This window comes from Pedobacter terrae (assembly GCF_036946585.1).
Classification (GTDB): Bacteria; Bacteroidota; Bacteroidia; order Sphingobacteriales; family Sphingobacteriaceae; genus Pedobacter; species Pedobacter terrae_C.
On the sequence record NZ_JAQIIV010000009.1, the window covers coordinates 65902 to 84521 of the forward strand.

The 18620-nt window shown below is 39.9% G+C and carries 14 protein-coding genes; 4 read left to right on the plus strand and 10 right to left on the minus strand.

Going from position 1 to position 18620, the window contains the following annotated elements:
• The first annotated feature begins 23 nt into the window (after nucleotides 1-23).
• Nucleotides 24-800: an SDR family oxidoreductase gene (locus PGN18_RS13540; RefSeq protein WP_335320048.1), complete on the plus strand. Its 777-nt coding sequence runs from the start codon at nucleotides 24-26 to the stop codon at nucleotides 798-800.
• A 294-nt stretch (nucleotides 801-1094) separates the two neighbouring features.
• Here PGN18_RS13540 and PGN18_RS13545 read toward each other — a convergent pair whose 3' ends face one another.
• The 7 genes from PGN18_RS13545 to PGN18_RS13575 form a co-directional block, all read right to left on the minus strand.
• Complete coding sequence (locus PGN18_RS13545) at nucleotides 1095-1568, minus strand: hypothetical protein (RefSeq protein ID WP_335320050.1); 474 nt, start codon at nucleotides 1566-1568, stop codon at nucleotides 1095-1097.
• A 174-nt stretch (nucleotides 1569-1742) separates the two neighbouring features.
• Nucleotides 1743-2690: an XAC2610-related protein gene (locus tag PGN18_RS13550; protein WP_335320051.1), complete on the minus strand. Its 948-nt coding sequence runs from the start codon at nucleotides 2688-2690 to the stop codon at nucleotides 1743-1745.
• Between the two features lie 271 nt (nucleotides 2691-2961).
• Entirely contained in the window at nucleotides 2962-3756 is a 795-nt protein-coding gene (locus PGN18_RS13555; RefSeq protein WP_335320052.1) for a sterol desaturase family protein, read from the minus strand.
• A gap of 94 nt (nucleotides 3757-3850) precedes the next feature.
• Entirely contained in the window at nucleotides 3851-4444 is a 594-nt protein-coding gene (locus PGN18_RS13560; protein ID WP_335320054.1) for a Crp/Fnr family transcriptional regulator, read from the minus strand.
• 374 nt (nucleotides 4445-4818) lie between these two features.
• A complete protein-coding gene (gene bla / locus PGN18_RS13565; RefSeq protein ID WP_442955358.1) occupies nucleotides 4819-5730 on the minus strand; it encodes a class A beta-lactamase, subclass A2 in 912 nt (303 codons plus the stop codon).
• Nucleotides 5731-5750: 20 nt separating this feature from the next.
• Nucleotides 5751-6251 carry a hypothetical protein gene (locus PGN18_RS13570; RefSeq protein ID WP_335320057.1) on the minus strand — a complete coding sequence of 167 codons (501 nt, stop codon included), beginning with the start codon at nucleotides 6249-6251 and terminating at the stop codon, nucleotides 5751-5753.
• Complete coding sequence (locus PGN18_RS13575; protein ID WP_335320058.1) at nucleotides 6248-7381, minus strand: acyltransferase family protein; 1134 nt, start codon at nucleotides 7379-7381, stop codon at nucleotides 6248-6250. Before PGN18_RS13575 ends, PGN18_RS13570 begins: the two co-directional genes overlap by 4 nt.
• Nucleotides 7382-7566: 185 nt before the next feature.
• Here PGN18_RS13575 and PGN18_RS13580 point away from each other — a divergent pair, with 185 nt between their 5' ends.
• Nucleotides 7567-8619, plus strand: a complete 1053-nt coding sequence (locus PGN18_RS13580; RefSeq protein ID WP_335320059.1) for a sensor histidine kinase — start codon at nucleotides 7567-7569, stop codon at nucleotides 8617-8619.
• Nucleotides 8616-9314 (plus strand): LytR/AlgR family response regulator transcription factor, encoded by a 699-nt coding sequence (locus PGN18_RS13585; protein ID WP_335320060.1) that lies wholly within the window; start codon nucleotides 8616-8618, stop codon nucleotides 9312-9314. Before PGN18_RS13580 ends, PGN18_RS13585 begins: the two co-directional genes overlap by 4 nt.
• 46 nt (nucleotides 9315-9360) lie before the next feature.
• On the opposite strand, the gene PGN18_RS13590 is transcribed toward PGN18_RS13585, so the two are convergent.
• The 3 genes from PGN18_RS13590 to PGN18_RS13600 all read right to left on the minus strand — a co-directional run bounded on the left by PGN18_RS13590 (nucleotide 9361) and on the right by PGN18_RS13600 (nucleotide 17808).
• The gene (locus PGN18_RS13590) at nucleotides 9361-11877 is read right to left on the minus strand and encodes an MASE3 domain-containing protein (RefSeq protein WP_335320061.1); all 2517 of its coding nucleotides are present in this window, start codon (nucleotides 11875-11877) and stop codon (nucleotides 9361-9363) included.
• Nucleotides 11878-12292: 415 nt separating this feature from the next.
• Nucleotides 12293-12676 carry a response regulator gene (locus PGN18_RS13595; RefSeq protein WP_335320062.1) on the minus strand — a complete coding sequence of 128 codons (384 nt, stop codon included), beginning with the start codon at nucleotides 12674-12676 and terminating at the stop codon, nucleotides 12293-12295.
• Between the two features lie 11 nt (nucleotides 12677-12687).
• Nucleotides 12688-17808 carry a PAS domain S-box protein gene (locus PGN18_RS13600; protein ID WP_335320064.1) on the minus strand — a complete coding sequence of 1707 codons (5121 nt, stop codon included), beginning with the start codon at nucleotides 17806-17808 and terminating at the stop codon, nucleotides 12688-12690.
• A gap of 240 nt (nucleotides 17809-18048) precedes the next feature.
• On the opposite strand from PGN18_RS13600, the gene PGN18_RS13605 reads away from it, so the two are divergent.
• Nucleotides 18049-18570, plus strand: coding sequence for a DUF4142 domain-containing protein (locus tag PGN18_RS13605; protein ID WP_335320065.1), 522 nt, complete (start codon nucleotides 18049-18051; stop codon nucleotides 18568-18570).
• Nucleotides 18571-18620 lie beyond the last annotated feature (50 nt).

Consider the following 18620-nt stretch of genomic DNA (forward strand, 5'->3'; position numbering starts at 1 on the left):
TTTCAGAATAATCATTTTAAAACATGGAAATATTAAATTTAAAAGGCAAAAGAGCATTAGTAACCGGCGGAACAAAAGGAATTGGACAAGCTATAGCTGATGAATTGGCCAAAGCGGGTGCGCAGGTTATCGTTAGTGCGAGAACTGAACCGGAAGAAACACCACATCATTTTATTGCAGCCGATCTTACCAATGCCGATGACGTAAGCCGCCTTGCTAAAGAAATTGAAGATACCTTTGGAGGTATTGACATCCTGATTAATAATGTTGGCGGGCTGACTACGCCAAGTGGTGGACACAGTACATTGACTGATGCCCACTGGCAACAGGAGCTGGACCTGAACCTCATTTCGGCTATCCGTTTAGATAGGGTTTTACTGCCAAAAATGATCGAAAAACAAAATGGTGTAATTATACACATATCTTCAGTAGCCGGAAAACAAGCACTATGGAATCTAAATATGGCCTACGCTGTATCCAAAGCGGCACTGAATAGTTACAGTAAAGCGTTGGCTACTGAGCTGGCGGGTAAGGGTGTAAGGGTGTTAACGGTGGCTCCTGGCGCTACCAAAACTGCACCCATGGTGAAATTTTTGGAAGACTATGCTACCACTGCAGGCATCAGCCCGGAAGAAGGTATGAAACAATTGATGGCACAGACCGGTGGCATTCCGATGGGCCGTATGGCAGAACCTGAAGAAGTTGCCCAGCTTGTGCACTTTCTGGTGTCACCATCCGCAGCTTACCTTACCGGAACGATCTACGCCATAGATGGCGGATCACTACCAGTAGTAAGTTAAACTTAAAAGCGATTTCCGATTCACGCAAGGAGGCGGTATTAAATTTGTAATTTCGCATCTAATCTGTCAAGTTGGGTACAGCCTGTACTCAGCTTGACTAAGTATAGAAACTTCCTGGAACATCCGAAAGAGATGGCAATTTTATTTTAATGATACAGCTTCTTTCGTTTTTTTATTAGATTGAATCTAATGTTATCTTGCTAGTTTACCCACGCTTCAACACTCTGCAAATGGACTGACCAAAAGTTCATCTTAGCATGTGATTAATTTAGGAAGCATTTTTTTTGAGTAACCTTATTTTTCGTGATGCCTTGCATCCCGCCGATCTGTAGTGATCAGCTGGTATGCGGCTGTGCCAAAGACTGCAAATACCACGTGCGCCGGGATACGCTGTAAATAGAAATTCATACGGTTTACCGACGGCGGCAAGGGATGCCACCTAAACGTTGCCCGCCAGATCAAAAGTCCTAAAATGCCACTCGCGATGCCAAGAATAAATCCATTTTTTAGGCTATGTTTGACCTTCCCGCTTTCCCATAGCTGTACATAAGTTGCGGCAAAAATAAAACCCATACAGTAATGGGCGCCCCATCCCATTAGCAACTGCCAGTTTTTGGATAAAAACGGAGCCAGACGACCGGTGATTTTTCGGAGCAACCTGGGCTCCCTGAATTCTTCTTTTCCCAGTAACGACATTAGCTCGCTGGCGGCAGTCATAAAAGTTGTGCCTGCAACACCTGTTATTGCGATTTTTGATACCTTTTCCATTTTTGTAAAACCATCAGCTAAGCTAAAAAGTTTAAACTTCCGCTTTTATTATCAGCTTTACTTATTCTGAACAAACCGTTTTGTAACCAATAAATGGAATGGGCTTATTGATAGCTTTAAGCTGCTTTTTATCCAAATGGTCATCGGCTATATATTTCCCCTGAAGCTCCATATTTATCCCTTTTTTTTGTAACTTCTAACCTTCACCGATCTTCCATTTTCAATTTTGAATTCTTCATAATGAACATATGGGTCGTTTTCGTAAACACGTTCTGCCTTTTCTAATAATAACCTTCCGCTTTGCCAGCGATAAAACATCTTTTCTTCATTCCCGCTTCCATCTGCATCATATTTATAAATTTGTTTTTTAACTGCATCAAAAAATACAACTCCTAAATCATCTAAAGTTTTATTGTTAATAAAGCTTTTACGCTTTACATCATATACGAAATACACATAACCATAATCTCTTTTTATCCTATCTGGATAAAAAATGGGCAATTTTATATCCAGATAACCATCGAAATTAACATCTTCCAGTTCCACCTCATCTTTAACCAAATCATGTATATCAAAATCATACAGTACCCATCTGGCATTTTTATTTACATTAATTTTTAAGGAAAGCAAGGTAAAATAGCCTACCGAGTTTTCTGTCATGTAATCTGCATCAGGCTTTTTCTTCGACATGATAAAATCGAAACCAAATGGGTTAAAAGCCAGTAAATTTTCGCGACAAAGCAACTTTACGGTCAGCGTATTTTCTGCAACCGATGTTTTTTTGCCCCAGCTTCCCCTTAACGACTTCTGTGCTAAATAAGCCAGTTTGAAATAACCTGTTGTTTCGATTTTTTTCGATTTAGCGTTATATATACTTTCTTTAAGTAACATTTCACCGTTTCTTAGCGTCCCCTCCAAATAAAGTTTGTTATCGTAGCCATTTTTGATATAGTAATATTCACCAAAAATACTGTCGTTGTATTTGTTTAAACTCAGCTTCATTTCGATTGGGAGTTTACCAATATTACCTGTAAAGTTTAAATTGGTAGTCAGCTTTGCTTGCTGTGCATAAGCCTGAATGAAAATCGCTGAAAGTAATATTAAAAGTATTGCTTTAACCATTTATCTTCTTGTCGATATTACTGTACCTCTATCTATTTAGAACGCTTCAGTTATTTTGCGTTACAAATAAAAGTATAAAAATAATATGATATCGGACATCAACTCTGGAAAGACAATTTTGAATAATTGTAGCTAATTGACTGGGTTACATCGTGAATCTACAAACCTACTATGGAGTATATTTCAATAAAAAAGCTTCCCGTTTTCATGAGAAGCTTTATTGTCCCCGCTGGCAACTTTTAACCATCAACTGTAAGCATAAAGCCAATTTTTAGGACCTAATTGTACGTTCATGAGGGATTCGATTAAAGCGCTGTGCCTGCAAGCGATCATACTCCTTCACATAATCAGGATGCTCCGTACCCATCACCCTATCCCAGATCCGGAAATACAAGCCGTAATTTCCCTTAAATTTGCTATGATGCAGGTTATGATGTACCGAACTATTCAGGATTTCGAATGCCAAGGTGGAGCGAAACGATTGAGGCATAATTTCATAGCCCAGATGACCGTACACATTAATGATGAAGCCAGTTATGGTAAATAGTAATATCGTTAAGGGATGCATTGGTATCAGCATAACGATCGGCACCAATACAAGTCCTTCGGTAATGGCTTCCAATATATGAAAACTATAGGATGTCCATGGTGAAGGATTGGTGCTCTTATGATGGACCAAATGGGCAAGCTTAAACAATTTTTTGTGATGCAATAACCGGTGCATCCAATAAAAATAGGTATCGTGTATAATCAGGCTCAATAGCAGCGCAACAGCTATATACCATATGGGGAAATCGTTAATATGTGTATAAATTCGGGTATATTGTTGAAGAGGCGTAAAAACCAGGCCAACTGCAATGATTGAAAATACCAGGGTACTCTGCATGGAGTGCCATACCTCACGGATAAAGTCTTTTTTTGTGGCCAGTTTTTGCTGAATTTTAAACTTTCCCAATTTATCAGGCATCAGCAGGTAAAACAGCGCAAAAGGAATTCCGGCGAGTGCAAAATACCGGATAGCTGAAATACTAAAAACACTGATGATAGCTTCTATTATCTTTTCCATATCTTTTATTGTTGATACTTCAAAAGTATAAAGCGCAGGCATGTTGCAACGTTAACAAAAGATAATTTCGGGACTTAACAAAGGATAATATGGGTTATTTTTTTCCTTTGATATACATCCTTTTACGAATCCTGCTTAAGGACACCGGGGTAATGCCGAGCATGGACGCGATGTACTTATCCGGCACGCGGTTTACGAGATCAAAACGCTCTGAAAGGAGCTCACGATAACGCTCTTCCGGCGATTGTGTAACAAAGGATTCCAACATTTTTAGAGATTCTGCCAGCATTTTCATCAGAAAAAAGTTACGCAGCGGTTCATATTCCGGATGAGTTTTCAGAATCTCTTCTAAAACACCATAATCGATCTGCAGCAATTTCACAGGTTCAAGTGCACGGTATATAAACCTTGAAGGCTGGCGATTGATAATGGTATCATGCGATGCAATAAACTGTCCCTCCCAGCGCAAAAGAAGTGTAGCTTCATCTCCATTTTCTTTAATGGTGTATGCGCGAATGATGCCTTGTTCAATAAAAGCCAGTCGACGGCTGTTTTCCCCTTCACGAATATAGGCTTCATTAGCCTCCAGTGATACAGGAGTAGTCATTTCAAATAACGGTCCCGTATCGGCAGGCAATACGCCTGATAAATCGAACAACAATTTTTGTAAGGTATTAATCGTTTTCATACTAGATAGAAAAAATGCCGTTGAGCAATGCTAAATTAAAAATATCCGCCAAGCCTGCAAAAAGTATCGCATCAACACCGATCCACATAAAACTGATCTTTGATATCAATTCAAAGACGCTTAATTTGCGGTTGAAATATTAGATTATTACTTCTGCCCTAAGCTGCTAAGTAAATTTTTAATCCAGTAGATGGTTAATGAAGCTGAAAATGTTATTGCTAAATATGACTAAAAAATAAAATTTAATCATTGGATAACGATGAAAACCAATTACAAAAAATAGCTATTTTATTGTCTTTAATGGGATTGTGCTACATATTTACACTCGCTACAATATCATCGTTCAACAATAAAATATTAAATATGACGTAACCTTAAAAAGATCTATTTCCAATAAAATAATCCCAGGCAGCTTTATTAATATCGGCAATTATTTTTTCATTTGTTGCTGCATTTTCTGTTGATTCCGTAACGAAAATACTTATTAAATAATGTGATCCATCGGGAAGAAATACAACGCCAATATCATTTATTGCAGCAGTGACACCTTCTTTATTCGTACCCGATGAGCCTGTTTTATGTGCAACAATGGTTTTTGTCGAAAGCTGCCCCCTCAATCGGCCTTCACCTGTTTTGGTTTCCCGCATCAATTTCCAAATATATTGGTGGCTTTTCCTTGAAAGGAGATTATTTTTATTCATATAAAATAACTCCAGGACTTTATTAGCTGCTTTAGGTGTGGTCCAGTTTCTAAACTGTGAGTTCCAGTTGCTTTGTTGTTCTTCTTCATTTATTTTAATTGATATATTCTTGATGCCAATGCGATTAAAATATCTTTCAACAAATTCTGGACCTCCAATCATCCTAAGTAAGACGTCACAGCCTACATTATCACTTTGTGAAACGGTATATGCTAAAATTTCGGATAATGGCAGGGTTACACCGTTTGGATATCGATCGCGGATAGGACTATATAAATCTGGTAACAGGTCTTTCTTAGTAATTTTAATTTTTTGACTCAAACTGAATTTCCCTTTGGCAACCTGAGATAGTACCGCCAATGCAATATGGAATTTGAATACACTTTGTAAAGGAAAATGTTCATCCCCATTAATAAACAGTGTATCTTTTTCATTTGGCCCATTAATGGCAATCCCTACTCTGGCATGCTTTGAAGCGACGATTTCCTGTATCCTGTTATTAAGGATGTTGTTTTGCGAAAAAACCTGGTAACAGGTGGTAAAAACCAGAAAAATACTAAGCTTAAAGGAATTCTTCATTTCTATATCTTATTGATCATTATTTCCTAACGCGAATGTAAGGGGAAAAATTTTGCATTTTCAAAAGAATAAATAATGCTTACGATCTTCCATTTTCCCTCCGTTTTAATGAGGTGCCAATATTCACTTCCCCAATTCGTCATGGTATTTTCCTCCCGAAATGAATAATTAAAACTCACACTGGCAATCACATCATCATTGATGATTTTGATCTGATCAAATTTTTCTTCCTTACCGCCTTTTTCCATGATGTAGCGGAAAAAGTTTTCATACGTATCTTTAAAATAATTTTTACGGTTTACCGGATTAATTCCCAGTCGTTTTTGCTGTGACCTGTTTTTAACCACGCCGATCCAAACCACAGGATTTTCATGGAACAAACTATGAAAAGTGATCGAATCTTTTTGTATGATACTTTCTTTGAATTGTAAAACCACGCGTTTGATTTCCATTTTCTCCTTGCTGAAATGCTGGGCTATAGCAATATTAGACATCAGGATGAAGATGCTCACAATAAGTTTTTTCATGAGTTAAACATGTTATTGGTTATTCGCGATTCAATTTTGTTAAGGATTTTATTTTTAATGACTGCCGATGGCCTTTCAATACAGTAGCGGTAAAACAGGCCTGCCAGGATACAAAAGGTAAAACAGATCAACAATCCAATCGTATTGGATGCCGGGATTTTAATTTTTCCAAAAAACAACTGTACAAGGTGGATAACAATTTTATGTGATAAATAAACAGAATAAGATAGGGCTGCTAATTGAGTGGTGATCCTGTTAGATTTCCTACTTAGAAAAGAGTTTCCTGAAATGGCTCCTGTTACCAGTATTCCGTAGCTTACGGCTACCAGCGTAAAGCCAAATAGTGAAGCATGTTGAGAATAAAAGTCATTACAGAACCACAGTGAAAATGTAGTGGCTATTGTTCCGATAAAAAGCAATAAATTCCCATTTCGATTGATCATCATTTTGAATGTTGATGCCTGAAATAGTGCGCCAATGAGTACCCCAATGGCCAGACCATCTAACCTCGTATGCGTAGGATAATAGATATTCATATACCATTTTTTCCAGAAATCCGGAGTCTCAAGATTGGGAAGAACGTATGCATGCCAAGAGAAAATGCGCAATACAAAGGTGGAAATCAATAGCAAAATAATGATGATTTTCAGGTATTTCATTTGCTTTAGCCTGATTAAAAACAACAGTAAAATCGGTAGGACCAGGTAAAATTGTTCTTCAATGCATAGTGACCAGGCGTGAGAAAAGGTTCCATGGTTAATTACATCCAAACCATAATTCTGTGTAAAGGAAAGAAACTTCCACAGCGGCGGCAAAGCCTCCCGTTCTCTAACTAACGGAAAAACAAAATATAGCCATAGCGTAAACAGATACGGTGGAATGATCCTGAAAAACCGTTTGGTAAAGAAAACTTTTAGTCTGATGGTTCCGTGTACGCTGATTTCTCGAAAGAATTGGTTGGAAATTAAAAATCCGCTCAATATAAAAAACAAGTCAACTCCGGTCCACCCGATCCACCCGATAGCATCTACCCAAGCTGGATGCTCAAACATCCGGTAATGATAGAGGAATACCAGCAAGATCGCAACTGCCCGCAAATGATCTAATCCAATAAATTTTTCTTTATTCATTCTTTTTTCTGCAATGATATCTCTATTTACAGTGGATATTAAACCAAAGTTGCAGAAGAAGTTCTTTTGCCTGCATACAGCACTACATGCTATCTGAATGCCTGTTCCTGAAATTCATCATCAAAATGGCTACTTCTGAATACAATCAATGCATACCATGCTTTTTAGTAATATCTTTATGCACTGTGAACAAAATATCGAACGTAAAGTTAAAAAGGGGAATCAGTTATCAAACAGGACTTTGGATCGCTTTATTTGTGTTTGGAATATTCAGGAATTATGGTGAGCTTGAACAGCCGAATTTCAGTGAAATATTTTACTATGATGTATGTCATTGGATCTTCCAGATCATTGGTGCCAACTGGATTTACTTTGTTCTGATCCGCAGATTTTTTGAGGCTAAAAAATATGTCAGTTTTACCCTTTACTTTATTGCCGGAATGTATATTTTAGGAGTGCTCAACCGCCTTTTTATTGTATATATTGCCGAACCTTTATTTGCAAACTACCCTCAAAATAACATTAGCAATATTCTAACGGATGTCAGATATCTTTTGTTTCACTACATCCTACCCATTATTTCCGGATCTTTCATTTTTATTTCAATGATGTTTATACTTCGGTATAGAGATGAAAAGCAAAATGCCCTGCAGCTTCAGAAAGAGAAGTCGGAGCTTGAATTGAAAGCCCTGAAAGCACAACTTAATCCACATTTCCTCTTTAACACTTTAAATAATATATATTCTTTATCCATCACCGGTTCGCGTGCTATATCCCAATCCATCAGCCAGCTTTCAGACATTCTGGATTATATCCTTTACCACGGGCAAAGAGAAATGGTTCCCATAACAGAGGAGCTAAAAATCGTTAAAGATTATATTTCCCTCGAAATGCTGCGTTATGATAAACGTTTGAAACTTACAATGGAGGAAAAAATAGAAACTCCAGGCATGATCCCACCTTTGCTTTATCTGTCTTTTGTAGAAAATGCTTTTAAACATGGGGCCGAAAAAACAAGCGGCAACGTGACCGTCAGCATTTCGATTGAGACTTATGCAAACACTGTTATTTTTATGGTGGAAAATCAATTCTTTGGCGAATACGAAAATGTGGGGACTGGAATAGGATTGGAAAACACCAGAAAGCAACTTGATCTGTATTACCCAAATCAATACTCATTAGAAATAAGTCACTTAAATAATTGGTTTACGATAAAATTAATGACACCAATAAAATGATTAACTGTATTGTGATAGATGATGAGCCTTTAGCCGTCAGCCTTTTAAAAAACCATATTTCAAAGATAGTGGAACTGAAGCTGGTAGCTACGGCTACAAATGCGCTGGAGGCCTATGGAATTTTACAAACGCAGGAAGTGGATCTTCTGTTTCTGGACATTCAGATGCCGGATCTGAACGGTATAGAGTTTATGAGGTCACTGAATAAAAAGCCGTCTACCATTTTTACCACTGCTTACCGCGAATTTGCCATCGAGGGCTTTGAGTTGGAAGCGGTAGACTATCTGTTGAAACCCATCACTTTCGAACGCTTTTTTAAATCTGTAGACAGGATCCTGAGAAATGTAAAAAAAGAAAATGAAGACGATTTCGTAATTTTTAAGTCCGGGGGATTCAACCGGAAGCTTTTGACGAAAGATATTCTTTATTTTGAAAGCATTGGAAACGATATTAAGGTTGTGATTCAACATGAACATATTATGGTTTCCAAAATGTCGATTTCAGAACTTGCAGTACATTTTCAGTATAAAGGGTTTTTAAGAATCCACCGATCATTCATTATTAATCAGTGCCAGGTAAGTGCCATCAGCAATCATGAAGTATTAATTGGAAAAACCATCATTCCGGTAGGCCGAAGTTTTCGGGAAGCTTTCGACGACTTTGCCAAAAAGTTTTCAGCAAAACGTTTGTTTTAGGCCTTTTAACTATTGATCCTTGGTTGCAGAATATAAGATTGGTGAATTACAAAATAGAGGGCTTAATCTTTGTTGTTTCCTTCAACCAGCGTTTGGCCTCCTCCATATCATAAAAAAAGCGAACGTTGGCTTTACCGTCCGATACATCGAAACTTTTCTGCGCGGCAAGTTGTGCAAAGATACTTGGAGAAAAGATCCAGGCAAAATCATCGAGGCCGGCTTCGATCATCATCGGAAACCAAACCTTGCCCGCCCAGTCTGATGCCTCTGACCAATTACCAAGCACTTCTCTATTATCATTAAGTACTTTTTTTAGTCCCGATGACCTCAGCAGTTCGATCATCTGAAGTCCCCCATTTTGCACACTTTTAAAATTCTGATGTCCTGTCCAATTTGCTTCCATCCAACCTTGCTGATGATTACAACTAATGGTTAGGTATTCATTGCTGTAGTTCAGCCCTTTAGTAACTAAGTTTTTTATCCCCGCCCTTTCGCTCAATGGAATGCGTATGTAAACTGTAGTCCCAACTCCCAATTCACTTTCAATCCAGAACGTGCCCTGATGAGCTTTAATGATTTCAGAAGAAATAAAAAGTCCGAGACCAAGTCCACCAAAGCGCTCCGCGGCATTATCTGATCGGTAGTAACGGTCAAAAAGCCGCTCAAGCTCCTGACTATCAATACCTATACCATAATCTTCTACAACGATAATAATCGCTTCCTGTTCAACTTTGAATGTAACATTCACCACATCCGCATTAGGGGAGTATTTAACCGCGTTACTGAATAAATTATCGATCACCTGTTCCATCCTGAAACGGTCAGCATACATATCTATCTGTTCGGTTTCATTAAAAATGATCTGATGGGTATTAACGCTTAGCTGAAGGTTTTCGCAGCATTCATGCAACAGCTGGTTAAGGTTGAAAGTGGATTTGTTAAACTGAAGCTTACCGGCATTAATCTTGCTCACATCCAGTAAATCGTTAATCAGGCTTTCCAGTTTAGTTGTAGCGACATCTACTTTTTGTAAGTAAGATTTTGCTCTATCTAGATCGTTAGTTCTGGCAAGCAATTGATTAAATGCCTTGATACTGGTTAATGGTGTTTTTAATTCATGCGAAGCAATAGAAATAAATTCATCCCGTTGCTCCTGCCCTTTCTTTTGCAGGTCAATATTGGTATTTGAACCGATCCATAATATGACCTCACCATTTTCAAGAATAGGCACGGCCCGTCCCAAATGCCAAAGATATTGACCATCTGCCATTTTCAATCTGAATTGAACCTGGTATTCGGTACCATTACTAAGGGAAAACATCCACACCCTTATACATTCCTGCAAGTCATCAGGATGAACATAGTGTTGCCAACCAATACCAAAAGGGGAATCAGGACTAAGCGCAAAATCCCGGATGATCACGCCGTTAACATAATCAATCTTACCATCAGCTCTGGCCGTCCATACCTGTTGTGGAATAGTATCCAAAAGCTTCGAAAGATGGAGTTTTTCCCTCCTAACGATGGTGATGTCCCTAAAAATAACCAAAAGCCTCACCTCTGAAGCGTTATCGAAGATTTCCGGAATAATCTGAAATGAATAATAATGCCGGCTATTCTGCATGCCAACTTCTAACTCTCCTGTAATATTTTTTCTTACAAGGAGTGCTTGTTTCAATTCAGTCCAGATACGTTTGCTCAATGCCTGAACATCGGAATCAGCGAACTGTGGGAATTTAGTGATATCCTGGTTAACATAGATACAATCCAGATTTTCATCAAAACGCATGACGATATCTGGAAGATTTTCAGCCAAAGTCTTATATTCTGTTTCGCTGGCTTTTAGCTCACGGAAAATACTTGCCATGGGCTTCTCAAAAGCCATTTGTACATTAGCCTTGTAAATGAGAAAGAAAGAAATCAGTTTGCCGTAATGTCCCCATTCGTTTAAGGTGCCATAGTTTGATGTGTAGGTAGCAAAACAACATTCACTTAGGATGGCAACTATAATGGATCCAGAAAGCAGATGGTAAGTCTTCCGATCGAAATTAGCTCTCCTCCTGTGAAGCAAGAATAAGCTTGTCAACAAAAATAAAATGATCGCGTATTCAGATACGACTTTAAAAAGGGTTTGACCCGTTCCAGGCACAAAACAAACCGGAAATACTTTCCACACCAAGATGCTTGAAGCAATGAGTGAAGACACCACAAAATATAAAAGGAAAAGCAGTTCCGTATTAATTTTCCGTTTACGTCCAATCATTAAAAAACCACCGAGAAAGATTACCGCCTCCATACCACGTGTCGCCACCCAGAACTGATTGGCGGGATATCCAGGTAACGGTATGATATTCATACCCTTATAGCTCAAAGTATGTAACAAATCCAGCGCACCAATGAACAGATAGGAGATACCCACAACATGCAGGTATTTGTTGTCCTGCATTTTCCTGGAATTCCAGGCCACAATAAACACTGCAAAAGCGATTACGATGGAAAAGAGCTCAACCAAAGTATGGAAAAGCATGTAACCAAACCTCTTGCTGTATACGAAAACTAACATCAGGCAAATAATGCTAAATGCGGTACGATAATAACGGTTGAAAAGAGAAGTGAGGCTTTGCAAGGATACAATTAATATAAAAGCAAATATATGCGATTGAAAAGTGTTATGGAAATAACAACTGAGAAATTGATCTGATTGACAGGTAAAGCAACAGCTTACTTGATTATGCTATAAAATATACTGATTATCAATTACTTAGATCAAATAAAACCAACAAAAATCCTGAACAAAGCGGTAAAGCCTATTTTTAGCCGGTATAAGTTTACCCTTGGAAGTGTAATTGATGATGTGAATTAGTTAAAAATTGCCTTCGGTCAGATTAAGTTTTGACTAATTCAACTAATTCATATTACACTATATCAAAAAAGTGTTGTATTCACCGTTGAAAAGTATTACTTGCCAAATCCGACCGTTACATAAATACTTCGCGCCCTCCTGCCACGGCTTTTATTGCCTCGATCAATTTCTCCATGTCTACATCTTTAAGAACATATCCTTTTGCGCCAGCCATTTTTGCTTTAGCTTTATAATCGGGGTTACTATGCATGGTTAGAATAATCACCTTTATTTTTGGACATTGTACGGTAAGAAGTCTGGTTAACGTTAAACCATCCATATCAGGCATATTCCAATCAACCAAAACCACATCCACGGCGGTTGAAGCGATCAATTGCTTGATTGCATGAGCACCGTTCTCGGCCTCACCTGCAATGTGAATATTGGGATCTTCACTCAAAAATCGGACAAGCCCATTTCTGACGATTTCATTGTCTTCGACTATTAACAAACCAATCATATTTAATAATTTTATTTAGGTTTAGGTATAGTAATATCAATAATCGTTCCCCGCCCTGGGGCCGTTGTGATTTGTATGTCTCCGTTAAGAAGCTTGATTTTACTCCGGATGGAGGCCATCCCAATGCCTGGTTTACGTTTAGTTCCCGCAGCTATTCCCTGGCCATTGTCAGCAACCCTGATTTGGATCTCTCTTCGTACTACCCCTACGTTTACCTCACATTTGGTAGCCTTTGCATGCTTAACAACATTTGACATGAGTTCCTGTACAGTCCTATAGACGGCCAGTTCCAGGTATTTTTCCATCCGCATGCGCAGGCCGGTAGTTTGACAATTGAAGTTGACCTCTCCAGATAACTGTCTGCAAATGTCGTTTAAAGCACTTTTCAATCCGAACTGTTCAAGGGTCGTCGGCATAAGCTCATGCGAAATTCGGCGTGTTTCCACAATCGCATCAGTAAGTAGGTTGCTCACATAAGCTTTATTTTTCTCAAACTCCAGGGAGCTCGCGCCGTGGCGGAGACCAGACATATTGATTTTGATACCGTACAATATCTGACCTATTCCGTTATGCAAACTCTCTGATATCCGGTGCCGTTCTTCCTCCAGGGTACTTAGTGAGGTCCTGAAAATCTCCAGTTGCTGCTCTTTTTCCATACGCTTAATCTTCTCTTCAGCCTGGCGCATGGCAGAAATGTCCAGATTAACACCCAACACTCTTTCTACCCGGCCCGAGTCATTCTGTACAATGGCAGCTTTGACATGCAATATCTTAACATTGCCCGCTATGTTCAGTTCCAAAGTTTCTTCGAAATCTGTATCACTCTGCCGTATATGTGCTACGGTTCGCTCGGCAGCCGCACGGCCACGCTTAGTTGTATAATCAAGATAAACTTCTGGCATCACCTTGGTTCCTTTTTTCAGATCAAACAGGCGGTACATGCCAGCCGACCAGGTAAAGTGATTGGTAGTTAAATTAAAATCCCATGTACCAATCGAGGCGATTTCTTCAGACTGCTGAAGTAATACATAGTTTTTAAACCGTTCCTCTTCAGCCCGCTTATGGGCGCTGATGTCCATATTTGTAGCTACCACACCGTCTGCAAACTTGACAAACATGCAACTGAACCATTTTTCAAATCCTTCATAGGTATAAAAATATTCTGTGCCCTGCGGCTCGCCTGTATTAATGGCTTTTATGATCAGGTCAAATATTCCTGTTTCGCGGATGCCCGGATATTCCGCAGCATACAACTTGCCTATAAGATCTGAACGTCCGGTTTCTTTTTCCAGCTCGTGGTTAACAGCTATGATCTCCAAATCGGCGACCTCTCCCTGCTCATTGCGAACAGCTTTGAGGATAGACATTTGTACCAAGGTGGTATCTAGCAATGAGCGCAACTGGTCTCGGCTTTCCTGTAATTCTGTAGTTCGAACTTGTATCTGTTTCTCTAATAAATTACTGAAGTTTTTAAGATATTCTTCATGAAGTTTTCGATCGGTAATATCAATAGCCATACCGACGATGTAACGCCGGTCGTCTTTAAGCTTGCCTGGCGAGGATGCGCTAAAGCTCCAGTGCCGAAGCTCGCCGTTGGGAGTTGCTACGGCAAACTCAATATTGATGGTTCGTTTTTTCCCATTGAACAACTGATGCATGTGGTTTCTTACAGCATCAGCTCCTTCTCCATACGCTTTAGTAAACCATGAGTCCATATTGCTGACCTTTTCCAGATTGAAGCCGGTAAGTTCACTCCAGGAGCGGCTAATCTGTAATACTTCACCATCTTCAGCATGCATGATTACCGGAACAGGCGCATCTTCAATTGCCTTGCGAAATTGCTCTTCTGATTTTTTCAGTGCTTCTTCAGCTTGTTTGCGGTCGTGGATATCAGTGGCGGCCCCATACATTTTAACTACCCGGCCTTGCTCATCTTTTAAGGGCAAAGCATCAACCACAAACCATCGATATTGACCTTCATAATTTCTTATTCTGTGCTCCTGCCGCAGAGACACTCCGGCTTCCACCGCCTCCGCATATCGTTTGGACGAACCTGCACGGTCATCAGGGTGAATGGCGTCAATCCAGCCCCACCCGACGGCTTCTTCCAAAGACTGTCCGGTATATTCCAGCCAACGCTGATTATACCAATTAGTTGATCCGTCGGGCTCGCTGTCCCAAAGCAGGTCAGGAACCAAGTTGGCAATTGACTTGAATCGTTTCCGCGATTCACGCAAAGCTTCTTCCGCTTTCGCTCTCTCCATAGCTGCCCATGTGCGTTCAGCTATATCGGCTAACAAGGTTTCATCATGATGTGACCAATTCCGGATTTTAGTGTCGCCAATAATCAAAGATGAGATCAATCTGTCATGTCGTTTCAGGGATGCTACAAGCATCGAACGAAATCCTACGGCAGTATATCTTTCGCGGATCCCCTGACTTAACAAGTCATAATCTTCATAATCCTTTACATTTAAGATCTGCCCCGATTTTAAAATATGTATAAACTCCGGAATGCCTGAAACGTCATGCGTACCCGCAAGAGACAAAAGACCATCCCTTCTTGAATCATATAGCACTACGCTGGAATTTTTATCTTCGTCCCATTCCACATAATAACACCAGCCGGCGTCGTAATGATCGCGTAGCGAATTCGTAACTATTGTCTGAACATCTTTAAGACTATCGGCTCTGCCTAACTTATCGCTGATATGAAGTAGTAACCTTTGCTGCGCTTCGTTTCGCTTACGTTCGGTCGTATCTTTGAAAACAGCTAAGATGAAATTATTCCCAGGCTCGTATACGCAGGAATAATGTACATCATACCATTTATCCAGATCGGCTACGTAGTCTTCCTTTCTATAAGTTACACCGTTATCCGCTACTGAACGCATCAACTCCAGCAGCTCAGGTTCAAGATTGGGCATTAATTCAGTACCTCTCTTACCTATCGCATTATTCCAGCCGGTAAAGCGTATAAAAGCGCCGTTTACTTCCCGGTAAGTCAAATCAACAACCGCTCCATTTGCATCGCGGTGTAGTTCCATAAGCGCAAAACCTTCATCTATATTGTCGAAAAGGCTACGATATTTTTCTTCGCTTGTTCGCAGGTTTGTCTCTGCTCTTGCTTTTTCCATGGAAGTCCAGGTACGTTCGGTAACCTCTTCGATTAAGGATATATCACTTTTCGTCCATGCACGAGGTACTGAAGATACCGCTACTATACACCACAGGGGCTCATGTTCATTTTTTCGGAGCGTTGCCGCTACGAGTGCGCACAGACCAAGCGCACCAATATTTTGCCGGTCAATATCGGAAAGACCTTCCGTTTTGCTAAAATCTTCAATAACTAAAGTGGCATCAAAAGTAATTTTAAATGCATCAGGAAAATCCGACAAACGGATTTGATCCGGCATGGGGGGCACGGTTTCATTTCCAACCTGGTGGAAAATATCAGCTTTATCATCGTCAAGGCTACATAGTGCGACGTAACACCGGTCCAGCTGTAGAAAATCAGCAAGCAAATGGAGTGATCTTGACGCAATATCCTCCTCCGTTTGCTCCATCCGTAAAGCATCAGAAAATTTTAATAGAAATCGTTGTCGCTGCTCTAGATGTTTTTGTTCGGTAATATCAGTAAACAAAACAGTAACTCTTTTACTTTCTGGTCCTCCATCCCTCGAGGAATAGGTGTCATACCAGCGCTGAGTGGGGCCGTGCCATTCTTCAAAGTGGAGCGGCTCACCAGTCTTTACCACTTTATCGTATGTTTCCAACCAGTAGCTTTCCGTATATAATAAAAGTTCACTGTGCCTTTTGCCAATGACATCTCTTAAGCCCGTCTGTTTTTCAAAGTTAGGATTTACCTCTATCCATTTTAAGTCGATGGGGCGTTGTTCTTCATCGTAGATCACTTCATATATGCACAAACCCTCATCGATGGAATCAAATATTGAACGATACTTTTGCTCTGCACGCTGGGCGATTTCGTCTTTTAGCCTTAGTATCTCAACTTCGGCCTTCTTGCGTCCGGTGATATCTATAGCGCTCGCCACCAAGCCATCGCCGAGCTTTGCGGCCATCACCTGGAACCAATGGTTATTGCCTTTCAGGCTGATCTCTACTTCGCCATCCAGTGCATTACCACTTTCTACTACGTCGCAGTATTTTTCAAAAATCACTGTATCCTTTATTCCCGGGTAGGCTTCTGAATAGCGTTGACCTTTTCGGTCATTCACCGAATATTTTCTGGCGCTCAGATTTTCAAGCTGAAATTCAAAGTCAATAATCTTTCCATAATCATCTCTTATAGCTTTGTGATACGCAATAGGATTAATTGTGATGTCAAATACAGTCTGCACCAACTCCTTGCTTTCCTTCAAGTCCAGTTCCGCATTTTTTCTTTCGGTAATATCTTCCCATGTGTGCACCAATCGGTCGCCGTCCAAAAAAGTATTGGTGATCGAAAACCAGACCTTGTTTCCACGAAAATCAGCTTGCCTAATGTACTTACTACTTTGTCCGGTTGCCATTACCTTGAGGAATTGCGGCATTTGCAGTAGGGCATTCTCGCCATGTGCTGTAAATAACCTGCCTGTCCAATCCTCCCCAAGCATACCTTTACTTGCCTGGTTAATGTATTCATGAATGAAATCTATAATCTCGCCCTCATTGTTACGTACCGCTTTGTAAACCGCAATGCCAATGTTGGGCGCATCGATTACATCCTGTAACAAATTCCTGTTCTGCCTTTCTATCTCTTCTGCTTTTTTGATGTCTGTAATATCTTTAGTGGTAGTCGCTACACCATCTCCCTGTTTTACCGCTGACTGAAGATACCAGCCGTCAAATTGCTCGTGTAAATAATGCCTGATACTTTGGTCAGATATCCCTGTCTCCACTACGGCTTTAAAAGTATCGAAAATCCCCTCCCGGACAACGCCTGGATTTAGGGTCAACAAACTTTTACCAATTACATCGCCATAGATATTCTCGGAAGCTTTGTTATTTAAAATCCAAACGAAGTCAACGATGTCTCCATGCTCATTTCGTACAGCTTTAAACACCTGAATCATATCAATAGAACTATCTATCGTATTCCTGAATAAATCTTCATCGAAGGTTAAGTCCATAGTTCAGTCATCGCTTACTGTAAATTAATACAATAGTACAACCATTCCTTTTTAGCAATTGTTCAGGTAATTTTACAAAGCCAATGATCAAATATGATTTTCAAGCCTGGATAAGCTGAGTGTTCATAGGTAATTGAAGCTATAAGTCTAGGCATTTACCACATGCATTTTGGGTACTTCACACCTAAACCAGCATTCTAGAAAAAAGGTTTTTTAAATAAATAACAATACAAGAGAATTATGAAAACATTAACAAAAGTAATGATGGTTGCCTTTACCATGCTCAGCATAATGGGCTGTAAAAAGGAAAAGGATGGCAATTACCAGATGGACAACCAATCATTTGTTACACAAGCTTCGAGCAGTAACAACTTTGAGGTACAGGCTGGCGCAGTTGCTATGGCTAAGGCACAAAATGCTGCAGTGAAATACTATGGCGAGCACATGGTAACCGAACATACTGCTGTAGGCAATGAGATGAAATCTCTGGCGTCTGCTAAAGGATGGGTGATAGAAGCTTCCTTACAACCTAAAGAGCAGGCAAACCTTCAAAAGCTGAACAATTCGGATGCAACAGCATTTGATAGGGCATTTATGGAGATCATGGTTGCATCACATCAGGATGCCATTACTTTATTTTCGAATGCGGCTAGCGATAACGGCGTATTTGATCCCGATTTAAGGGAATTCGCTACCGTAAAGCTTCCCTCACTTAAGGCTCATCTCGAAGAGGCTATTAGCTTGCAGGCCCAGGTAAAATAGCTAATCAACTTACCTGACAGAGAAAATCAGCGGCACAATTATCACATTAA

Excerpts from the sequence above, each read along its gene's own strand:
- PGN18_RS13540 (WP_335320048.1), top strand. The coding sequence starts at position 24 with ATGGAAATATTAAATTTAAAAGGCAAAAGAGCATTAGTAACCGGCGGA.
- PGN18_RS13545 (WP_335320050.1), bottom strand. The coding sequence starts at position 1,568 with ATGGAAAAGGTATCAAAAATCGCAATAACAGGTGTTGCAGGCACAACT.
- PGN18_RS13550 (WP_335320051.1), bottom strand. The coding sequence starts at position 2,690 with ATGGTTAAAGCAATACTTTTAATATTACTTTCAGCGATTTTCATTCAG.
- PGN18_RS13555 (WP_335320052.1), bottom strand. The coding sequence starts at position 3,756 with ATGGAAAAGATAATAGAAGCTATCATCAGTGTTTTTAGTATTTCAGCT.
- PGN18_RS13560 (WP_335320054.1), bottom strand. The coding sequence starts at position 4,444 with ATGAAAACGATTAATACCTTACAAAAATTGTTGTTCGATTTATCAGGC.
- PGN18_RS13570 (WP_335320057.1), bottom strand. The coding sequence starts at position 6,251 with ATGAAAAAACTTATTGTGAGCATCTTCATCCTGATGTCTAATATTGCT.
- PGN18_RS13575 (WP_335320058.1), bottom strand. The coding sequence starts at position 7,381 with ATGAATAAAGAAAAATTTATTGGATTAGATCATTTGCGGGCAGTTGCG.
- PGN18_RS13585 (WP_335320060.1), top strand. The coding sequence starts at position 8,616 with ATGATTAACTGTATTGTGATAGATGATGAGCCTTTAGCCGTCAGCCTT.
- PGN18_RS13590 (WP_335320061.1), bottom strand. The coding sequence starts at position 11,877 with ATGTTAGTTTTCGTATACAGCAAGAGGTTTGGTTACATGCTTTTCCAT.
- PGN18_RS13595 (WP_335320062.1), bottom strand. The coding sequence starts at position 12,676 with ATGATTGGTTTGTTAATAGTCGAAGACAATGAAATCGTCAGAAATGGG.
- PGN18_RS13600 (WP_335320064.1), bottom strand. The coding sequence starts at position 17,808 with ATGGACTTAACCTTCGATGAAGATTTATTCAGGAATACGATAGATAGT.
- PGN18_RS13605 (WP_335320065.1), top strand. The coding sequence starts at position 18,049 with ATGAAAACATTAACAAAAGTAATGATGGTTGCCTTTACCATGCTCAGC.